Consider the following 20,133-nt stretch of genomic DNA (forward strand, 5'->3'; position numbering starts at 1 on the left):
GTTAATCCGAGGCGCACACGATCAATGTAGGAGCTGCCGAAGGCTGCGATCTTTTAACGGCGGTTAGCCCAACGCTGCCGCAACCACTCAAGGTCTTCGGGGCGAGTGACCTTGATGTTATCGGATCGACCTTCGATCAGGCGCGGCGCCTGGCCCGACCACTCCATGGCCGAAGCTTCATCGGTGATGACAACGTCCGCTACCAGACTGTCCGCCAACGCCCGATGCAACGCGCCGAGGCGAAACATCTGCGGTGTGTAGGCCTGCCAGATCACACTGCGATCCACCGTTTCCAGCACACGCCCATGCTGGTCGACCCGCTTGAGGGTATCGCGCGCAGGCACCGCCAACAGACCACCCACCGGATCGTCGACCAGCTCACTGAGCAATTTATCGAGATCATCACGCGCCAGATTCGGTCGCGCAGCATCGTGAACCAACACCCAATCCTCATCGTCAGCGCCTTGGGCATGCAGATGCAGCAAGGCATTGAGCACCGACCCGGAACGCTCGGCGCCACCTTCAACCCGCTGAATACGCGGATCGGCAGCACACGCCAGGTTCGGCCAGTAAGGATCGTCGATAGCAAGACTGACCACCAACCCCTTCAGGGAAGGATGATCGAGAAAACAGCCAAGACTGTGTTCCAGAATAGTGCGCCCGCCCAGCTGCAAGTATTGCTTGGGACGGTCCGCGGCCATACGGGCACCGACACCCGCGGCAGGAATCACGGCCCAGAAGGCCGGTAACGACTCCATCATTGGGCCAACTGGTAAAGGGTTTCACCGTCCTTGACCATGCCCAACTCATGGCGAGCCCGCTCTTCAACGGTCTCCATGCCCTTTTTCAATTCGCTGACTTCGGCATCCATCACCCGATTGCGTTCCAGCAGCGCCTCGTTCTCGGCATGTTGGTCCGCAATCTGCTGCTTCAGCTCGGCCACTTGCGCCAGACTGCCATTACCCACCCACAGGCGGTACTGCAGGCCAGCCAGCAGCAAGAGCAAGACGAGGAACAACCAATTGGGACTGCGCATCGAATATCAGGTATCCAGTGAAAAAAGACAGCCATGCCAAAACTTTGAAGCTTCTGATAGCACGAAGCCTGGAAGAACCAGGCTTGTGCTCTTAAGGCATCAGATTAGTGGCAAATCCATCGCTGCTGCGATTTTTCCGACACAATCCGGTGTCTTTTTATCGTTTACCACTCAGCCGCGGAACTCGCTACGGCCGTTGTACTTGGCTTTGCCATTCAACTGCTCTTCGATACGCAGCAGTTGGTTGTACTTGGAAACGCGGTCGGAACGGCACAGAGAACCGGTTTTGATCTGGCCAGCCGAGGTGCCCACGGCCAGGTCGGCAATGGTCGAATCTTCGGTTTCGCCGGAGCGGTGCGAGATCACGGCGGTGTAACCAGCGGCCTTGGCCATCTGGATGGCTTCCAGGGTTTCGGTCAGAGTGCCGATCTGGTTGAACTTGATCAGGATCGAGTTGGCGATCTTTTTGTCGATGCCTTCTTTCAGGATCTTGGTGTTGGTCACGAACAGGTCGTCGCCAACCAGCTGAGTCTTCTCGCCGATCTTGTCGGTGAGGATTTTCCAGCCAGCCCAGTCGGACTCGTCCAGACCGTCTTCGATGGAGATGATCGGATAACGCTCGGTCAGACCTTTCAGGTAGTCGGCGAAACCTTCAGCGGTGAACACCTGGCCTTCGCCGGACAGGTTGTACTTGCCGTCTTCGTAGAATTCGCTGGCCGCGCAGTCCAGCGCCAGGGTCACGTCGGTGCCCAGCTTGTAACCGGCGTTGGCCACGGCTTCGGAGATCACTTTCAAAGCGTCTTCGTTGGAGGCCAGGTTCGGCGCGAAACCACCTTCGTCACCAACGGCAGTGCTCAGGCCACGAGCCTTCAGAACGGCTTTGAGGTGATGGAAAATCTCGGTGCCCATGCGCAGACCTTCCGAGAAAGACTTGGCGCCAACCGGCTGAACCATGAATTCCTGGATGTCGACGTTGTTATCGGCGTGCTCGCCACCGTTGATGATGTTCATCATCGGAACCGGCATCGAGTAGACGCCTGGGGTGCCGTTCAGGTTGGCAATGTGTGCGTACAGCGGCAGGTCCTGGTCCTGTGCTGCTGCCTTGGCCGCGGCCAGGGAAACGGCGAGGATCGCGTTGGCGCCCAGGGTCGCTTTGTTTTCGGTGCCGTCGAGCTTGATCATCGCGTGATCCAGCGCTTTCTGGTCGCTTGGGTCTGTACCCAGCAACAGGTCGCGAATCGGACCGTTGATATTGGCTACAGCCTTGAGCACGCCCTTGCCCAGGTAACGGCTCTTGTCGCCATCACGCAGCTCGAGCGCTTCACGCGAGCCAGTGGAAGCACCGGACGGCGCGCAAGCGCTGCCGATGATGCCGTTATCGAGAAGCACGTCTGCTTCCACAGTGGGATTGCCACGGGAGTCGAGAACTTCACGACCTTTGATGTCGACGATTTTTGCCATTGTTGTAAACACTCCAAAGTTGACGAAAACGACGCAGCTGAAGGAAATCTTTTATCGTCGGCAAGCGACAGACAGCGGGCAGGCTTGCGGACGATAAGGCTCAAGCCCGAGGGCCTGAGCATTAAACCGTGCGGTACTTTACCGGAGAATCGAGGTTTACGCGGTTTCTACCGTCGGAAAACCCTTCACCAGTTCGTCCAGTGCTTTGAGCTGGGCCAGGAAGGGTTCCAGTTTGTCCAGACGCAAGGCGCAAGGGCCGTCGCATTTGGCGTTGTCCGGGTCCGGGTGGGCTTCGAGGAACAGCCCGGCCAGCGACTGGCTCATGCCGGCCTTGGCCAGGTCGGTGACCTGGGCACGACGACCGCCAGCGGAATCGGAGCGACCGCCAGGCATTTGCAGCGCGTGGGTCACGTCGAAGAACACCGGGTATTCGAACTGCTTCATGATGCCGAAGCCGAGCATGTCGACGACCAGGTTGTTGTAGCCGAAGCTCGAACCACGCTCGCAGAGGATCAACTGATCGTTACCGGCTTCTACGCATTTGTTCAGGATGTGTTTCATTTCCTGAGGCGCGAGGAACTGGGCTTTCTTGATGTTGATCACCGCGCCGGTCTTGGCCATCGCAACCACGAGGTCGGTCTGACGCGAAAGGAAGGCCGGCAGCTGGATGATGTCGCAGACTTCAGCCACGACCGCAGCCTGATCAGGCTCGTGAACGTCGGTGATGATCGGCACGCCGAAGGCTTGCTTGATGTCCTGGAAAATTCGCATGCCCTCTTCCAGGCCAGGGCCACGGTAAGAGGTCACAGAGGAACGGTTGGCCTTGTCGAAACTGGCCTTGAACACGTAAGGGATACCGAGTTTCTCGGTCACCTTTACGTACTCTTCGCAGACCTGCATCGCCATGTCGCGGCTTTCCAGTACGTTCATGCCACCGAACAGCACCATCGGCTTGTCGTTAGCGATCTCGATGTTGCCTACACGGATGATTTTCTGCGCCATGAAGTTCAAGCCTTCTTCTGATGTTGAGCCAAAGCGGCTTTGACGAAACCGCTGAACAACGGGTGACCGTCGCGTGGAGTAGAGGTGAACTCAGGGTGGAACTGGCAAGCGACGAACCATGGGTGATCCGGTGCTTCGACCACTTCAACCAACGCGCCATCACCGGAGCGACCGGAGATTTTCAGACCGGCTTCCATGATTTGCGGCAGCAGGTTGTTGTTCACTTCGTAGCGATGACGGTGACGCTCGACGATCACGTCCTTGGCGTAGCAATCGTGCACCAGGGAACCTGGCTCAAGCAGGCAATCCTGAGCGCCGAGGCGCATGGTGCCGCCCAGATCGGACGCTTCGGTACGGATTTCGACTGCGCCGGTGGCGTCTTCCCATTCGGTGATCAGACCCACGACCGGGTGACCGCTGGTGCGATCGAACTCGGTGGAGTTGGCGTCTTTCCAGCCCATGACGTTACGAGCGAACTCGATGACGGCCACTTGCATGCCCAGGCAGATGCCCAGGTACGGAACCTTGTTTTCGCGAGCGTATTGAACGGCAGTGATCTTGCCTTCGACACCACGCAGACCGAAGCCGCCTGGTACCAGAATCGCGTCGACGCCTTCCAGCAGCGCGGTGCCCTGGTTTTCGATGTCTTCGGAATCGATATAGCGCAGGTTGACCTTGGTGCGGTTGCTGATGCCGGCGTGACTCATCGCTTCGATCAGCGACTTGTAGGCGTCCAGCAGTTCCATGTACTTGCCGACCATGGCGATGGTGACTTCGTGCTCCGGGTTCAGCTTGGCGTCAACCACCGCTTCCCACTCGGACAGATCGGCGCTGTCGCATTGCAGGCCGAAACGCTCGACGACGAAATCATCCAGGCCCTGGGAGTGCAGAATGCCCGGGATCTTGTAGATGGTGTCGGCGTCTTCCAGCGCGATCACCGCACGTTCTTCAACGTTGGTGAACTGCGCGATCTTGCGACGCGAAGAGATATCGATCGGGTGATCGGAACGGCATACCAGCACGTCTGGTTGCAGGCCAATGGAACGCAGTTCCTTGACCGAGTGCTGGGTCGGCTTGGTTTTGGTTTCGCCGGCAGTGGCGATGTACGGCACCAGCGTCAGGTGCATCAGCATCGCGCGCTTGGCGCCCACTTCGAAACGCAATTGACGGATCGCTTCGAGGAACGGTTGCGACTCGATGTCACCCACGGTGCCACCGATCTCGACCATGGCCACGTCGGCATCGCCGGCGCCCTTGATGATCCGGCGCTTGATTTCGTCGGTGATGTGCGGGATCACCTGAATGGTTGCGCCAAGGTAATCACCACGGCGCTCTTTGCGCAGGACGTGTTCGTAGACACGACCGGTAGTGAAGTTGTTGTTCTGGGTCATGGTCGTGCGGATGAACCGCTCGTAGTGGCCCAGGTCCAGGTCGGTCTCGGCGCCGTCGTGGGTGACGAACACTTCACCGTGCTGGAACGGGCTCATGGTGCCCGGGTCAACGTTGATGTACGGGTCCAGCTTCAGCATGGTGACCTTAAGTCCCCGCGCCTCCAGGATGGCCGCCAATGAAGCCGAGGCAATGCCTTTCCCCAATGAAGAAACAACACCGCCCGTGACGAATATGTAGCGCGTCATGAAAAACCCTAGAAGTCTGCGTTAAAGCGGTCCGAGCCGCCGGGGAAAGCGAAGGAAGGCCGAAGCCCCCGATCACCTGCATTAATCACAGTGCACCTTTCAAAAAAACCGCCGCGTTGGGACAGACCGGCAGATGAAACACCGGTAGGTTGCTCGCTACACATTTTTTGGAATCGCCCAGCAAAGACTGCTTGGTAATCGGCAACTCCTGCGATTCAGGCGAATCCACAGAAGTTGTATCAAGAAGGGAGCGTAGTCTACCGGAAAGCCCCTTTCAGCTCAAACCTAGATCTTCGATCAGCGGCTGCCAATGCAAATACCAGCCACCCTGTACATCGCCATTTAGCCCCCGCAGGTTCGCCACCGCCAGCAATTGCTCGCCTCTGTAGACCAGCGGCAATCTGCCACGGGCGAAGCTCGGCAGGCCGCTTTCGTTGAGCAAACGCTTCAAGTCACGGTGGCCGCGATCGGGCAGATTCATGACCTCGCCGCCCTCACGATAGCGAATCTGCAACGGGCCATCGGGGATCTGACCGGTGAGTGTGAGCACACCGTTATCCGGCAACGCCAGTGATACCGAGGGATCAGCCCAGGATACCGGAGAGGATAGCGTACGCAGCCAACCACCTGACAACCACCAGAGACGCCCACCGGCCCGATGCAGCTCACCCGTCGCCAGCCGCCAGACGGGACGCGCATCACCGGTCGCATCGCGCAAACTCTCCCAACCCGACCAATGGTCACTGTCTGGCAAAGATGTCAGCGGTTTGAGCCAATGACTTAACGCGTTGCGCTGGCGCGCATCAGAGAGTGTTTCCAGTGGCGCCAGCTCCAGCGATGGCAAACCCAGCCAATCGAAATCACTGACGGTACTGGCGTGGGCCAGATCGATTTGTGCCAAGTCGTCGAGCAAGCCCTGGGCTTCACTCAGATGCGCGGCGCTGCGAGCCATGGTCGCCACCGCTTGCGGCCAGCGTGCGGTCAACACGGGGAACACCTGATGGCGCAGGTAATTGCGCGAGAACTGTCGGTCCTGGTTCGAAGGATCTTCGATCCAGCTCAACTGATGTTCAGTTGCGTAGGCCTCAAGCTCGGCGCGAGTGACATCAAGCAGCGGCCGTAGCAGATGCCCCCGCCCCAACGGACGCTCGCTCGGCATTCCCGACAAACCTCTCACTCCAGCCCCACGCAAGAGCCGAAACAACAGGGTTTCCGCCTGATCGTCACGGTGCTGGCCAGTGAGCAGCACTTCACCGGCGCAAGTTGCCGCGATGAAGGCGCCATAACGCGCATCCCGCGCCGCACGCTCAAGGCTTGCGCCAGGCTCAACCTGAACGCGCACAACCTCCAGCGGCACTCCCAACGCATCACAGACCGACTGACAATGATCCGGCCACGCATCAGCCGCAGCCTGAAGGCCGTGGTGGACATGAATGGCGGTCAGCGCCGGCAGGGATTGGGTTTTCGCAAGGTGCGCGAGAAGGTGCAGCAGGACGGTGGAATCAAGACCACCGGAGAAAGCGACGCGCCAGGTTGTAGCATTGCGCCAAGGCGTGAGGTTGCGCAGGAGCCTGGCAGGCAGATCAATCGTGGGCTGACTCATATCGATCACTTCGCACAAATCAAATGTGGGAGCGGGCTTGCCCGCGAAGGCGGCGTAACAGCCAACACATTCGTTGAATGTTACATCGCTTTCGCGGGCAAGCCCGCTCCCACAGTTTTTTCTATGGTCAGCCGAATCTGCGTCAGATCAGAGACCGTAGCTCATCAGACGCTCGTAACGGCGGGCCAGCAGCGCGTCGTTGTCGAACTTCTTCAGCATCGCCAGTTGCGAGCTCAGCTCGGCACGGATCGAGGCAGCGGCAGCGGCCGGATCACGATGAGCGCCGCCCAACGGCTCGCTGATCACTTTATCGACAATGCCCAGGCCTTTCAGGCGCTCGGCAGTGATGCCCATGGCTTCAGCGGCATCTGGAGCTTTCTCGGAAGTTTTCCACAGAATCGAGGCACAACCTTCCGGCGAAATCACCGCGTAGGTCGAGTATTGCAGCATGTTCAGCTGATCGCAGACGCCGATTGCCAGTGCACCACCGGAACCACCCTCACCGATCACGGTGGCGATGATTGGGGTTTTCAGGCGAGCCATGACGCGCAGGTTCCAGGCAATCGCTTCGCTCTGGTTGCGCTCTTCGGCATCGATGCCCGGGTAAGCGCCCGGGGTGTCGATGAAGGTCAGGATCGGCATTTTGAAACGCTCGGCCATTTCCATCAGGCGGCACGCCTTGCGATAGCCCTCAGGGCGCGGCATGCCGAAGTTGCGGCGAACTTTCTCGCGCACTTCACGGCCTTTCTGGTGACCGATGATCATCACCGGCTGGTCGTCCAGACGGGCAACACCGCCAACAATGGCAGCGTCGTCGGAGAAGTGACGGTCGCCATGCAGTTCATCGAACTCAGTGAAGATGTGTTCGATGTAGTCCAGGGTGTACGGACGTTTCGGGTGACGCGCCAGACGCGCGATCTGCCAGCTGGTCAGCTTGCCGAAGATGTCTTCGGTCAGCGTGTTGCTCTTGTCCTGCAGGCGGGAAATCTCATCGCCGATATTCAGCGAATTGTCATTACCGACCAAGCGCAACTCTTCGATCTTGGCTTGCAGGTCGGCGATCGGCTGTTCGAAATCCAGGAAATTCGGGTTCATAGGCGTCCGTCTTGGGTCGACGTCCAAGAGAGCTTGGGCCGGCCGGTTGTCTATTCGCGCCCTACCTTAAGGGACAGGCGCGTTCAGGTCGAGATTAAAAATTCGGGTCGGGATCAGGCGCGTTCCAATGGTAAAGAATGGCACCTGACCGTCAACGGTATTGGAGGAAGACGTTGTCTCGCCCAAACTGGTCACGCAGGGCTTGAATCAAGGCATCCGCCGGGTCGATCCGCCAGGTCTCGCCGAACTGCAACAAGGCCTTCGCATCGGGACTGGTGTACTCCATGGTGATCGGACACGCGCCGCGGTGACGCTTGAACAGCTCCCCCAGCCAGCGTAGCTGATCGCCTTTCAAATCCTTGGTGTGCAATTTCAGGCGCAGGCTTTCGGCCAGGTTGGTGCGCGCATCTTCCATGCTCATCACCCGCTTGACCCGCAGCCGCAGGCCGCCAGAGAAGTCGTCGTTGCTGACTTCACCTTCCACTACCACCATCGCATCGGTCTGCAACAGCGACTGCGCGGAATGGAAGGCGTCGGCAAACAACGAAGCTTCAATCCGCCCGGAGCGGTCGTCGAGGGTGATAAAGCCCATCTTGTCGCCCTTTTTGTTCTTCATCACTCGCAGGGCGATGATCATGCCCGCGACCGTCTGGGTATCGCGAGCCGGCTTCAGGTCGATGATGCGTTGACGGGCGAAGCGACGAATCTCGCCTTCGTATTCGTCGATCGGGTGGCCGGTGAGGTACAGGCCCAAGGTGTCTTTCTCGCCTTTCAGACGTTCCTTGAGGGTCAGTTCCTTGGCCTTGCGGTGATTGGCGTAGACATCGGCGTCTTCTTCAACGAACAGACCGCCAAACAGATCGGCATGACCACTGTCGTGAGTGCGAGCGGTTTGTTCGGCTGCCTTGATCGCTTCTTCCATGGCCGTCAACAAGACCGCGCGGTTACGATCGATGTTGGCCTGATAGGCTTTCTGCTCATCGTGAAAATACGGGCCAAGGCGGTCCAGGGCACCACTGCGGATCAAGCCGTCGAGGGTTCGTTTATTGATGCGTTTGAGGTCGACCCGCGCGCAGAAATCGAACAGGTCCTTGAACGGCCCGTCCTGCCGCGCCTCGGTAATCGCTTCGACCGGCCCCTCGCCCACCCCCTTGATAGCGCCCAGACCGTAAATGATGCGGCCTTCGTCGTTCACCGTGAACTTGAACTCCGAGGTGTTCACGTCCGGCGCGTCGAGGCGCAGCTTCATGGTCCGCACTTCTTCGATCAAGGTCACGACCTTGTCGGTGTTGTGCATATCCGCCGAGAGCACCGCGGCCATGAACGGCGCCGGGTAGTGGGCTTTCAGCCACGCGGTCTGGTACGACACCAGGCCGTAGGCGGCGGAGTGGGATTTGTTGAAGCCGTAACCGGCGAATTTTTCCACCAGGTCGAAAATGTTACCGGCCAGGTCAGCGTCGATATTGTTGGTGGCGCAACCTTCAATGAAACCGCCGCGCTGTTTGGCCATTTCTTCGGGTTTTTTCTTACCCATGGCTCGACGCAGCATGTCCGCGCCGCCGAGGGTGTAACCGGCCATGACCTGGGCAATCTGCATCACCTGTTCCTGATACAGGATGATGCCGTACGTCGGCGCCAGGACGGGCTTGAGGCCTTCGTACTGGTAGTCCGAGTGCGGGTACGCGAGCTCCGCGCGACCGTGCTTACGGTTGATGAAGTCGTCCACCATGCCCGATTGCAACGGGCCCGGACGGAACAGGGCCACCAGTGCGATCAAGTCTTCCAGGCAGTCGGGCTTGAGCTTTTTGATCAGCTCTTTCATGCCGCGCGACTCGAGCTGGAACACCGCGGTGGTTTCGGCTTTTTGCAGCAACGTGTAAGTCGGTTTGTCGTCCAGCGGAATAAAGGCGATATCCAGCGGCGGTTCGTTGACCTTGGCGCGCTCGCGGTTGATGGTTTTCAGCGCCCAGTCAATGATCGTCAGGGTCCGAAGCCCCAGGAAGTCGAACTTCACCAGACCGGCAGCCTCGACGTCGTCCTTGTCGAACTGGGTCACCAGACCGTCGCCCGCTTCGTCGCAATAGATCGGCGAGAAGTCGGTCAGCTTGGTCGGCGCGATTACCACACCACCGGCGTGTTTACCGACGTTACGCACAACGCCTTCGAGCTTGCGCGCCATTTCCCAGATTTCCGCGGCTTCTTCATCGACCTTGATGAAGTCGCGCAGGATTTCTTCCTGCTCGTAGGCTTTTTCCAGGGTCATGCCGACTTCGAACGGAATCATCTTCGACAGACGATCCGCCAGGCCGTAGGACTTGCCCTGCACTCGCGCCACGTCACGGACCACAGCCTTGGCCGCCATGGAACCGAAGGTGATGATCTGGCTTACCGCGTTACGGCCGTACTTCTCGGCCACGTAATCGATCACGCGGTCGCGACCGTCCATACAGAAGTCGACGTCGAAGTCGGGCATGGAAACCCGTTCCGGGTTAAGGAATCGTTCGAACAGCAGGTCATATTCCAGCGGGTCGAGGTCGGTGATCTTCTGCACGTAGGCCACCAGCGACCCGGCACCCGACCCACGGCCAGGACCGACCGGCACGCCGTTGTTCTTGGCCCACTGGATAAAGTCCATCACGATCAGGAAGTAACCGGGGAAGCCCATCTGGATGATGATATCCAGCTCGAAATTCAATCGGTCGACATAGACCTGACGCTTGGCTTCGTAGTCTTCGGTGGTGTCTTTGGGCAGTAGAACGGTGAGGCGCTCTTCCAGACCGTCGAACGAAACCTTGCGGAAATACTCATCGATGGTCATGCCATCGGGAATCGGGAAGTTGGGCAGGAAGTGCTTGCCCAGTTTCACTTCGATGTTGCAGCGCTTGGCGATCTCGACCGTGTTCTCCAGCGCCTCGGGCAGGTCGCTGAACAGCTCGGCCATTTCCTCTGCGCTTTTGAGGTATTGCTGATCGCTGTAATTTTTCGAACGTCGCGGATCGTCGAGGGCGCGGCCCTCACCGATGCAAACGCGGGTTTCGTGGGCTTCGAAGTCTTCCTGCTTGATGAAGCGCACGTCGTTGGTCGCTACCAGTGGCGCGCCGATTTTCTCGGCCAGGGCCACGGCGCCGTGCAGTTGTTCTTCATCATTGGGGCGGTTGGTGCGCTGGACTTCCAGATAGAAACGATCCGGGAACACCGACATCCATTCGCGAGCCAGGGTTTCGGCTTCGTCCGGGTTGCCACCGAGCATGGCCAGACCGATTTCGCCCTCTTTCGCCGCCGACAGCATGATCAAGCCTTCGCTGGCTTCGGCCACCCACTCGCGCTCGATGATGATCGAGCCATTGCGCTGGCCGTCGATGAAGCCGCGGGAGATCAGTTCGGTGAGGTTGCGATAACCCGTGGCGTTCATCGCCAGCAGGCTGATCCGGCTCAAGGGGTTGTCCGGATCCTTGTTCGACAGCCACAGGTCGGCGCCGCAGATCGGCTTGATCCCGGCGCCCATGGCGGCCTTATAGAATTTGACCAGGGAACACATGTTGTTCTGGTCGGTGACCGCCACGGCAGGCATGTTCATGCCGACCAGGGTCTTGACCAGCGGTTTGATCCGCACCAGACCGTCGACCAGGGAATATTCAGTGTGCAGGCGTAGATGAACGAATGATGCCGGCATAGTGATCCTGTCTAGAAACTAGAAACGTGAAGACAACAAGGCCCGGATTGTACCGGGCCTTGAGTAAAACATCAGCCTGCGACTAACCCTCGATCAGGTTTTCCCGCGCTTCATACGCCAAGCGTACCGGGGCGAACGAGCGCCGATGAATCGGTGTCGGCCCCAGACGCGTCAGCGCTTCCAGATGAACGGGCGTCGGGTAGCCTTTGTGGCCACCGATGCCGTAACCCGGGTAAATCAGTTCGAACGCCGCCATTTCACGATCACGGCTGACCTTGGCCAGAATCGACGCCGCGGCGATGGCTGGCACTTTGCCGTCACCCTGCACCACCGCTTCGGCACGCATCGAGAGTTTCGGGCACCGGTTGCCGTCGATCATCGCCAGTTTCGGCTGAATGTGCAGGCCTTCGACCGCGCGCTGCATGGCCAGCATCGTGGCATGGAGAATGTTCAGCTCGTCGATTTCTTCAACTTCGGCACGAGCGATGCACCAGCTCAGAGCTTTTTCGCAGATTTCGTCGTAGAGCTTTTCGCGGCGGGCTTCGGTGAGTTTCTTCGAATCGTTGAGGCCGAGAATCGGCCGGCTCGGATCGAGGATCACCGCCGCCGTCACCACGGCACCACACAGCGGGCCACGACCGACTTCATCAACACCCGCCACCAGATCTTCAACTTCATCGACCAGCATAAAATCCAGGCCCAGCTGCTTGCTTGCTTTGCTCATTATGCTCCGCCAATCAGGTTCAGCACCGCGTCCGCTGCCTGATTGGAGGCGTCCAGGCGCAGGGTTCGGTGGATTTCGTCGAAGCCTCGGGTCTGCTCCTGGCCACCTTCGATCAGTGGCGACAGGGTCTGGGCCAAGGCTTCGACCGTCGCATCGTCCTGCAACAACTCCGGCACCAGCAGACGCTGGGCCAGCAGGTTCGGCAAGGAGACGTAAGGACTCTTCACCATCCGCTTGAGAATCCAGAACGTCAGCGGTGCCAAGCGATAAGCGACCACCATCGGCCGCTTGTACAGCAGTGCTTCCAGCGTCGCCGTTCCTGAAGCGATCAATACCGCATCGCACGCCGCCAATGCCTGGTGGGATTTGCCGTCGAGCAAGGTCAACGGCAAGTCGCGACCGACCAGCAGCTCTTCAAGCTGGGCCCGGCGTTCCGGGCTGGCGCACGGCATGACGAACCGCACGCCTGGACGCATGGCCCGCAGGCGCTGGGCGGTATCAAGGAACAGCGCGCCGAGGCGCCCGACCTCACCGCCACGACTGCCCGGCATCAGGGCGACCAACGGCCCGCCCGGCAAACCGAGTTCGGCCCGCGCAGCGGCGCGATCGGCCTCAAGCGGGATTGCATCGGCCAGGGAATGCCCGACAAACCGCACCGGCACGCCCTTCTCTTGATAAAATTTAGCTTCGAACGGGAACAGCGTCAGCATCAGGTCGCAACCTTCGCGAATCTTCAGCACCCGTTTTTGCCGCCAGGCCCAGACCGACGGGCTGACGTAATGCACCGTCTTGATCCCGGCCTGATGCAGCTTGAGTTCGATATTGAGATTGAAGTCCGGGGCATCGATACCGATGAACACGTCCGGCTTCTCGGCAATCAGGTCCGCAACCAATTTCTTGCGACGTGCCAACAGCTCGCGCAAACGGCCCAGCACTTCCACCAGCCCCATGACAGAAAGGCGTTCCATCGGGAAATAGGAGGTCAGGCCTTCGGCCTGCATCAGCGGACCGCCGACACCCATGAACTCGACCGCAGGATGCTGTGCCTTGAGCGCACGCATCAGACCCGCGCCCAGAATGTCACCGGAAGCCTCACCCGCCACCAGCGCAATACGCAGATTGGCCATGATTAGCGGGTGATGCCGCGGGTCGAAGACTGGATGGAATCACGGAATACCGCGACTTCCGGGAACTGCAGCGAAGGTTCCGCCAGCTCGGCAAGCGCTTGCTCGACCGTCAGGCCCTGGCGGTAAACCACCTTGTAGGCACGACGCAGCGCGTGGATCGCGTCTTCGCTGAAACCGCGACGGCGCATGCCTTCGAAGTTCATGCTGCGGGCTTCGGCCGGGTTGCCGAATACCGTGACGTAGGCTGGAACGTCCTTGCCAATGGCGGTGCCCATGCCGGAAAAGCTGTGGGCACCAATGTGGCAATACTGGTGAACCAGGGTAAAACCGGACAGGATCGCCCAGTCCTCGACATGCACATGGCCCGCCAACGCGGTGTTGTTGACCAGAATGCAGTGATTACCGATGACGCTGTCATGGCCGATGTGGGCATAGGCCATGATCAGGTTGTGATCGCCGAGGGTCGTTTCCGAACGGTCCTGAATGGTCCCACGGTGAATCGTCACGCCTTCGCGGATGACGTTGTGATCACCGATGACCAGACGGGTTTCTTCGCCTTTGTATTTCAAATCGGGCGTGTCCTCGCCTACCGAAGAAAACTGGTAGATGCGGTTGTGCTTACCGATTCGGGTCGGGCCCTTGAGAATCACATGCGGCCCGATCACTGTTCCCTCGCCGATTTCCACACCTGCGCCGATGATCGACCAAGGGCCGACTTCGACGTCGTCGGCCAGAACGGCCGTCGGATCGATGATTGCGCGAGGGTCAATCAAACTCATAGCTTGCGTTCCGCGCAGATGATTTCAGCGGAGCAGACGGGTTTGCCATCGACCGAAGCCTGGCATTCGAATTTCCAGATCTGACGCTTGCAGCTGATGAACTTGGCTTCAAGGATCAGTTGGTCGCCCGGCAGCACTGGCTGACGAAAGCGCAATTTGTCGGAGCCGACGAAATAGTAAAGGGTGCCGTCGGCCGGTTTCACGTCGAGCATTTTGAAACCAAGGATCCCGGCAGCCTGAGCCATCGCTTCGATGATCAATACGCCCGGCATGATTGGATGCGCAGGGAAGTGACCATTGAAGAACGGCTCGTTGATGCTGACATTCTTGTAGGCGCGAATGCGCTTGTCTTCCACATCCAGATCCACGACCCGATCCACCAGCAGGAACGGGTAACGGTGAGGCAGGTATTCGCGAATCTCGTTGATGTCCATCATTTCGGGGGGAAGCCTATGTAAAGATTGGGAGCGCGCGACTGACGCGCACTCCTCTAGCAAATCAAGGAGGCAGTCTAGTGGCTGTGCACACTTGATATGGAAATGGTATCAGCCATCTGATGAAGCATTACCGTCAGGGGTCACGTCCCCTACACGCTTTTCCAGCTGTCGCAGACGTCGCGCGATGTCATCGAGCTGACGGATACGTGCCGCGCTTTTGCGCCATTCGGCTGCCGGTTGCATCGCCGTACCGGAAGAATAAGAGCCCGGCTCGGTAATCGAGTGGGTCACCATGGTCATCCCGGTCAGGAAAACGTTATCGCAAATATCGATATGCCCCACCAGCCCTACGCCACCGGCGAGCATGCAATGCTTGCCGATTTTGGTGCTGCCGGAAATCCCCACACATGCGGCCATGGCAGTGTGGTCACCGACCTGGACGTTGTGGGCGATCTGAATCTGGTTGTCGAGCTTCACACCATTGCCGATGACGGTATCGGCCAACGCACCGCGATCGATAGCGGTATTTACACCTATTTCAACGTCGTCACCAATCGAGACGCCGCCGATCTGGGCGATTTTCTGCCAGACACCTTTCTCATTGGCAAAACCGAAGCCTTCACCGCCGAGCACGGCACCGGATTGAATCACGACCCGTTTGCCGACGCGCACGTCGTGATACAGCGTAACGCGCGGGGCCAGCCAGCCGCCCTCGCCGATTTCGCTACGAGCGCCAATGAAGCAATGAGCCCCAACGGTCACACCAGCACCAATTCGCGCTGCGCTTTCGATCACCGCAAAGGCACCGATGCTCGCTGCCGGATCAACCACCGCATCCGCTGCCACCACGGCTGTCGGATGAATACCGGCAGGTGCCTTGGGCTTGGGATCGAACAAATGGGAAATGCGCGCGTAGGCCAGATACGGATCAGGCACCACCAGGGCATCACCGGCAAAACCTTCAGCGTCGGCGGCCTTCAGCAATACAGCTGCGGCCTGACTGCCAGTCAGGTATTTACGGTATTGGGGGTTTGCCAGAAAGCTCAACTGAGCTGGGCCAGCCTCTTGCAAAGTGGCTAGCCCAGTAATTTCCTTCTTCGGGTCGCCACGTAAGGTGGCGCCGAGGAACTCGGCCAGCTGGCCGAGCTTGATAGTCGCTGTCATGGGTTACTTCAGCTGATTCATGCGCTCGATAACCTGGCGAGTGATGTCGTACTGAGGTTTGACATCAATCACTGCGCCACGCTCGAAGACCAGGTCAAAAGCACCTTTCTTGATGACTTCTTCCACAGCGCTGTCCAGTTTCGGCTTGAGCTGCTTCAGCATTTCACGGTCGGCAACGGCTTTGGCTTCGTTCAGCTCCTTGGACTGGAACTGGAAATCACGGGCCTTTTGCTTGAACTCAAGCTCCAGGCGCTCACGCTCGCCTTGCTGCATTTTGTCGCCACCGGCCATCAGACGGTCCTGGATACCCTTGGCGCTGCTTTCCAGGCTCTTGAGCTTGGTCAGTTGCGGGCCGAACTTCTTCTCGGCATCCACGGCGTATTTCTTCGCCGCGTCGGATTCCAGCAGCGCCATTTGATAGTTCAGAACGGCGATTTTCATGTCGGCAAAAGCCGGTCCTGCGACCAGTACGGTCGCCAGGAGAACCAATTGAGTCAACTTACGCACGATGCACTCCTACAAAATCCATTGTCGTTATCTTGGGTCAGACGCTTAGAACGTCTGGCCGAGGGAGAATTGGAACACTTGGGTTTCAGCCTCATCCGGTTTCTTGATCGGCATGGCCAACGCGAAACTCAGAGGCCCCAGTGCGGTAACCCAGGTCACACCTACACCGACAGAACTGGCCATGTTGCTCAGGCTGATGTCGTTGCACGCTGTTTGAGAGGTTGAACCGACATTTGCGTTTGTCGTTTTTTCGCACTTGGAGTCGAATACGTTACCCACATCCCAGAATACCGAAGTACGCAAGGAACGCTGATCCTTGACGAATGGCAGTGGGAAAAGCACTTCGACACCACCCTGGATCAGCACGTTACCACCGAACGGCAGCGGATCCTGATCCGGGTCGGCAAGTGTGCCGGTGTTACCCGTCACAGCCACGCCGCGGCTAGGGGTACTGCGAGGCCCCAGGGTACTGTCCTTGAAGCCACGCACCGAGTTGAAACCACCCGCGTAGTAATTTTCATAGAACGGCAAGCCATCGGTCGAACCGTAACCATCGCCATAGCCCAGCTCGGTGTGCAGGCGCATGGTGTAATTTTCGGTCAACGGCTGGAACAACTGGCCACGGTAATCGAGCTTGAAGAACGACAGGTCACTGCCAGGCGTCGTGGTTTCCAGGGTCAGACTCTGGGAATGACCGCGGGTCGCCAGTACGCCCTTGTTCAGGGTGGACTCGGACCAACCGGCCGAAGCCTTGAAGTTCAGGTAGCTGTCGCCTTCGCGGTTAACGAAGTCGAAAATCTCATCAACGGTATACTGGCCAGTCTTGATCTTGTCCTGTTGCGCAGACAGACCGAAGGTCAGACGCGAAGTCTCGCTGATCGGGTAACCGACGCTCACGCCCGCACCCAGGCTGTCTACGGCATAGCTGGCCACGTCGGCATCGAGCTCATCGTAGTCGGTGGTGCGGTAGAAAGCGTTGTAACCCAGGCTCACACCGTCAGCAGTCCAGTAGGGGTCGACATAACCGAAGTTATAACGGCTCTGGTATTGGCTGCGGGTCAAACCGATACTGACCTTGTTACCGGTACCCAGGAAGTTGTTCTGGGTGATCGAACCACCGAGGATCAGGCCGGCGCTCTGGGCGAAACCGACGCTGGCGGTAATCGAACCGGAGGCCTGTTCTTCAACGCTGTAGTTCACGTCAACCTGGTCATCGACACCGGGTACGGCTGGTGTTTCGACGTTGACTTCCTTGAAGAAGCCCAGGCGTTCCAGGCGCGTCTTGGATTGATCGATCAGGTAGGTCGAAGCCCAGCCGCCTTCCATCTGACGCATTTCACGGCGCAGCACTTCGTCTTCTGACTTGGTGTTGCCACGGAAGTTGATGCGGTTCACATAAGCACGCTTGCCTGGATCGACAGCGAACGTGATATCGACCGTGTGGTCTTCATCGTGAGGCTGAGGCACGCCGTTGACGTTGGCGAAGGTGTAACCCTCGTTACCCAGGCGGCGGGTGATCAGTTCGGAGGTGGTGGTCATCAGCTTGCGCGAGAACACCTGGCCTTTCTGCACCAGCAGCAGGGACTTGACCTGGTCTTCAGGGACTTTCAGGTCACCGCTGAGCTTCACGTCACGAACGGTGTACTTCTCGCCTTCGTTGACGTTGACGGTGATATAGACGTGTTTCTTGTCCGGGGTGATGGACACCTGGGTCGAAGCGATATCCATATTGATATAGCCGCGGTCCAGATAGTAGGAACGCAGACGCTCCAGGTCACCGGAGAGTTTTTCACGGGCGTACTTGTCATCGTTCTTGAAAAACGACAGCCAGTTGCTGGTCTTGAGTTCGAACAGGTCGATCAGATCTTCATCAGGGAAGACGGTGTTGCCCACCACGTTGATGTGCTGGATCGCCGCAACGGTGCCCTCGTTGATATTGACCTTCAGGGCAACGCGGTTACGCGGCTGCGGCACCACTTCGGTGTCGACGGTAGCCGAGTAGCGGCCCTGAGCGACGTATTGACGCTGCAGCTCGTTACGCACACCTTCGAGGGTGGCGCGCTGGAAGATCTCGCCTTCGGCCAGACCGGATTGCTTGAGGCCCTTCATCAGGTCTTCAGTGGAGATCGCCTTGTTGCCTTCGATCTCGATACTGGCGACCGACGGACGCTCGACTACCGTGATGACCAGGACGTTGCCTTCACGGCCCAGCTGGATATCTTGAAAGAACCCGGTTTTGAACAGCGCACGAGTGGATTCCACCAGGCGACGATCATCCGCCTGTTCGCCGACGTTCAACGGCAAGGCACCAAAGACACTACCCGCGGAGACCCGCTGGAGGCCATTGACGCGAATATCAGAGATAGTGAAGGACTCGGCGTGAACTTCGGCGATCATCAATACGGTGAGAACCGCAGTTAGCAGCAGACGTTTCATGAAGTCCTTTCTTATTCCAACTGGCAATAAAAACTGCCGCAAAATGCGGCAGATTCGCAATTCAGCGAAGCGTTACAGTCGACCCAGATCATTGACCAGAGCAAGCAACATCACCCCGACCACCAAACTGATACCGATCTGTATCCCCCAACCTTGCACCCGATCCGACAAGGGACGACCACGCGCCCACTCGATCAGATAAAACAACAAATGCCCCCCATCCAGCACAGGAATGGGCAGCAAATTCAGAACCCCCAGGCTAATACTCAGATAAGCAAGGAAATTCAGGAAATCAGCGAAGCCCGACTGGGCAGAAGCGCCCGCCACTTTAGCAATGGTTATCGGTCCACTCAAGTTTTTTACCGAGAGCTCGCCGAACAACATTTTCTTGAGCGAATCGAGGGTCAGTACGCTCATGGTCCAGGTGCGTCGGGCACCCTCCCCAATCGCAGCCACCGGACCGTAACTGACTTCGCGAATCATCTCTGGTGGCCAATCGACCGCTTTCACCCCCGCGCCCAGATAACCACTGGGTGCCTTGCTCTCGCCGCGAGCAGCCAGTGTCACAGGGACATCGATTTGAGCACCATCGCGCTCGACGCGCAGCATGATTTTGGTATCCGGATGCAGGCGGACGATGTCGACCACCTGCTGCCAGTCATCCAGCGCCTTGCCATCGAGGGCCAACAAGCGGTCGCCGGCTTTCAGGCCCGCAGCCTTCGCCGGGCCTTTCGGATCGAACTCGGCCAGGACCGGCGGCAACGCCGGACGCCAAGGTCGAATACCCAGCGAACGAATCGGATCCGGCTCATCAGCGCCCTTGAGCCACTTTTCCAATACCAGCTCACGAGGCGAATCCACCGTGGAGCCCTGTTCGCGGACCAACAATTGAAGGGAACCGCTTTCCCCCAGGCGACGGACCAGCTGCAAATTCACTGCGCCCCAGCCGGAGGTTGGCTCGCCATCGATGGCAACAATTTCCTGACCCGGACTCAAACCGGCCTTGGCGGCAATACTGCCGGACTCAACCGCGCCGATAACCGGGCGCACCTGCTCGCTGCCGAGCATTGCCAACGCCCAGAAAAACACCATCGCCAATAGAAAGTTGGCGATCGGACCGGCTGCCACGATAGCAATGCGCTGGCGGACGGACTTGCGATTGAAGGCTTGATCGAGCTGATCGGCCGGGACCTCGCCCTCGCGCTCGTCGAGCATTTTCACGTAGCCACCCAGCGGAATGGCGGCGACCACGAACTCAGTGCCCTTGCTGTCGTGCCAGCGCAGCAGCGGCATGCCGAAGCCCACAGAGAAACGCAGCACTTTGACCCCGCAGCGACGCGCGACCCAGAAATGGCCGAACTCGTGGAAGGTGACCAGCACGCCCAGCGCTACCAGGGTGCCGACAATCATATAGAGCGCGCTCATCTACTTTCTCCGCAATCCTATCAGTGC

The 20,133-nt window shown here is 58.7% G+C and carries 16 protein-coding genes; all 16 read right to left on the minus strand.

What is annotated here, in order from left to right:
* Positions 1-53: 53 nt before the first annotated feature.
* Positions 54-761, minus strand: a complete 708-nt coding sequence (gene ispD, locus AACY49_RS02810) for a 2-C-methyl-D-erythritol 4-phosphate cytidylyltransferase (protein WP_339521552.1) — start codon at positions 759-761, stop codon at positions 54-56.
* Complete coding sequence (gene ftsB, locus AACY49_RS02815) at positions 758-1,036, minus strand: cell division protein FtsB (protein WP_007907178.1); 279 nt, start codon at positions 1,034-1,036, stop codon at positions 758-760. The genes ispD and ftsB overlap by 4 nt, the downstream gene beginning before the upstream one ends.
* Before the next feature lie 171 nt (positions 1,037-1,207).
* Complete coding sequence (eno, locus tag AACY49_RS02820; RefSeq protein WP_093436567.1) at positions 1,208-2,497, minus strand: phosphopyruvate hydratase; 1,290 nt, start codon at positions 2,495-2,497, stop codon at positions 1,208-1,210.
* 156 nt (positions 2,498-2,653) lie between these two features.
* Positions 2,654-3,499 (minus strand): 3-deoxy-8-phosphooctulonate synthase, encoded by an 846-nt coding sequence (kdsA, locus tag AACY49_RS02825; protein WP_339521553.1) that lies wholly within the window; start codon positions 3,497-3,499, stop codon positions 2,654-2,656.
* A 5-nt stretch (positions 3,500-3,504) separates the two neighbouring features.
* Positions 3,505-5,136 carry a CTP synthase gene (locus AACY49_RS02830; protein WP_258697351.1) on the minus strand — a complete coding sequence of 544 codons (1,632 nt, stop codon included), beginning with the start codon at positions 5,134-5,136 and terminating at the stop codon, positions 3,505-3,507.
* A gap of 274 nt (positions 5,137-5,410) precedes the next feature.
* Positions 5,411-6,739 (minus strand): tRNA lysidine(34) synthetase TilS, encoded by a 1,329-nt coding sequence (gene tilS / locus AACY49_RS02835; RefSeq protein ID WP_339521554.1) that lies wholly within the window; start codon positions 6,737-6,739, stop codon positions 5,411-5,413.
* Positions 6,740-6,886: 147 nt separating this feature from the next.
* Positions 6,887-7,834 carry an acetyl-CoA carboxylase carboxyltransferase subunit alpha gene (locus AACY49_RS02840; protein WP_258697353.1) on the minus strand — a complete coding sequence of 316 codons (948 nt, stop codon included), beginning with the start codon at positions 7,832-7,834 and terminating at the stop codon, positions 6,887-6,889.
* 151 nt (positions 7,835-7,985) lie between these two features.
* Positions 7,986-11,507, minus strand: coding sequence for a DNA polymerase III subunit alpha (gene dnaE / locus AACY49_RS02845; RefSeq protein WP_339521555.1), 3,522 nt, complete (start codon positions 11,505-11,507; stop codon positions 7,986-7,988).
* Between the two features lie 82 nt (positions 11,508-11,589).
* Positions 11,590-12,231 (minus strand): ribonuclease HII, encoded by a 642-nt coding sequence (rnhB, locus tag AACY49_RS02850; RefSeq protein ID WP_258697355.1) that lies wholly within the window; start codon positions 12,229-12,231, stop codon positions 11,590-11,592.
* Complete coding sequence (lpxB, locus tag AACY49_RS02855) at positions 12,231-13,358, minus strand: lipid-A-disaccharide synthase (protein WP_258697356.1); 1,128 nt, start codon at positions 13,356-13,358, stop codon at positions 12,231-12,233. The genes rnhB and lpxB overlap by 1 nt, the downstream gene beginning before the upstream one ends.
* Before the next feature lie 2 nt (positions 13,359-13,360).
* Complete coding sequence (gene lpxA / locus AACY49_RS02860) at positions 13,361-14,137, minus strand: acyl-ACP--UDP-N-acetylglucosamine O-acyltransferase (protein ID WP_205887353.1); 777 nt, start codon at positions 14,135-14,137, stop codon at positions 13,361-13,363.
* Entirely contained in the window at positions 14,134-14,574 is a 441-nt protein-coding gene (fabZ, locus tag AACY49_RS02865; protein ID WP_258697357.1) for a 3-hydroxyacyl-ACP dehydratase FabZ, read from the minus strand. The genes lpxA and fabZ overlap by 4 nt, the downstream gene beginning before the upstream one ends.
* A gap of 108 nt (positions 14,575-14,682) precedes the next feature.
* Complete coding sequence (gene lpxD / locus AACY49_RS02870; RefSeq protein WP_258697358.1) at positions 14,683-15,738, minus strand: UDP-3-O-(3-hydroxymyristoyl)glucosamine N-acyltransferase; 1,056 nt, start codon at positions 15,736-15,738, stop codon at positions 14,683-14,685.
* A gap of 3 nt (positions 15,739-15,741) precedes the next feature.
* On the minus strand, positions 15,742-16,245 hold the full coding sequence (locus tag AACY49_RS02875; protein WP_007907155.1) for an OmpH family outer membrane protein: 504 nt from the start codon (positions 16,243-16,245) through the stop codon (positions 15,742-15,744).
* A 45-nt stretch (positions 16,246-16,290) separates the two neighbouring features.
* Entirely contained in the window at positions 16,291-18,681 is a 2,391-nt protein-coding gene (bamA, locus tag AACY49_RS02880) for an outer membrane protein assembly factor BamA (protein ID WP_258697359.1), read from the minus strand.
* A gap of 72 nt (positions 18,682-18,753) precedes the next feature.
* The gene (rseP, locus tag AACY49_RS02885) at positions 18,754-20,106 is read right to left on the minus strand and encodes a sigma E protease regulator RseP (protein ID WP_258697360.1); all 1,353 of its coding nucleotides are present in this window, start codon (positions 20,104-20,106) and stop codon (positions 18,754-18,756) included.
* Between the last annotated feature and the right edge of the window lie 27 nt (positions 20,107-20,133).

Origin of the sequence: Pseudomonas sp. EL_65y_Pfl2_R96, assembly GCF_963970905.1 — a bacterium.
Lineage (GTDB): Bacteria > Pseudomonadota > Gammaproteobacteria > Pseudomonadales > Pseudomonadaceae > Aquipseudomonas.

Coding starts and splice junctions, on each gene's coding strand:
- ispD (WP_339521552.1), bottom strand. CDS start 761: ATGATGGAGTCGTTACCGGCCTTCTGGGCCGTGATTCCTGCCGCGGGT.
- fabZ (WP_258697357.1), bottom strand. CDS start 14,574: ATGATGGACATCAACGAGATTCGCGAATACCTGCCTCACCGTTACCCG.
- rnhB (WP_258697355.1), bottom strand. CDS start 12,231: ATGAGCAAAGCAAGCAAGCAGCTGGGCCTGGATTTTATGCTGGTCGAT.
- tilS (WP_339521554.1), bottom strand. CDS start 6,739: ATGAGTCAGCCCACGATTGATCTGCCTGCCAGGCTCCTGCGCAACCTC.
- lpxA (WP_205887353.1), bottom strand. CDS start 14,137: ATGAGTTTGATTGACCCTCGCGCAATCATCGATCCGACGGCCGTTCTG.
- bamA (WP_258697359.1), bottom strand. CDS start 18,681: ATGAAACGTCTGCTGCTAACTGCGGTTCTCACCGTATTGATGATCGCC.
- AACY49_RS02840 (WP_258697353.1), bottom strand. CDS start 7,834: ATGAACCCGAATTTCCTGGATTTCGAACAGCCGATCGCCGACCTGCAA.
- ftsB (WP_007907178.1), bottom strand. CDS start 1,036: ATGCGCAGTCCCAATTGGTTGTTCCTCGTCTTGCTCTTGCTGCTGGCT.
- kdsA (WP_339521553.1), bottom strand. CDS start 3,499: ATGGCGCAGAAAATCATCCGTGTAGGCAACATCGAGATCGCTAACGAC.
- AACY49_RS02830 (WP_258697351.1), bottom strand. CDS start 5,136: ATGACGCGCTACATATTCGTCACGGGCGGTGTTGTTTCTTCATTGGGG.
- rseP (WP_258697360.1), bottom strand. CDS start 20,106: ATGAGCGCGCTCTATATGATTGTCGGCACCCTGGTAGCGCTGGGCGTG.
- dnaE (WP_339521555.1), bottom strand. CDS start 11,507: ATGCCGGCATCATTCGTTCATCTACGCCTGCACACTGAATATTCCCTG.
- eno (WP_093436567.1), bottom strand. CDS start 2,497: ATGGCAAAAATCGTCGACATCAAAGGTCGTGAAGTTCTCGACTCCCGT.
- lpxB (WP_258697356.1), bottom strand. CDS start 13,358: ATGGCCAATCTGCGTATTGCGCTGGTGGCGGGTGAGGCTTCCGGTGAC.
- lpxD (WP_258697358.1), bottom strand. CDS start 15,738: ATGACAGCGACTATCAAGCTCGGCCAGCTGGCCGAGTTCCTCGGCGCC.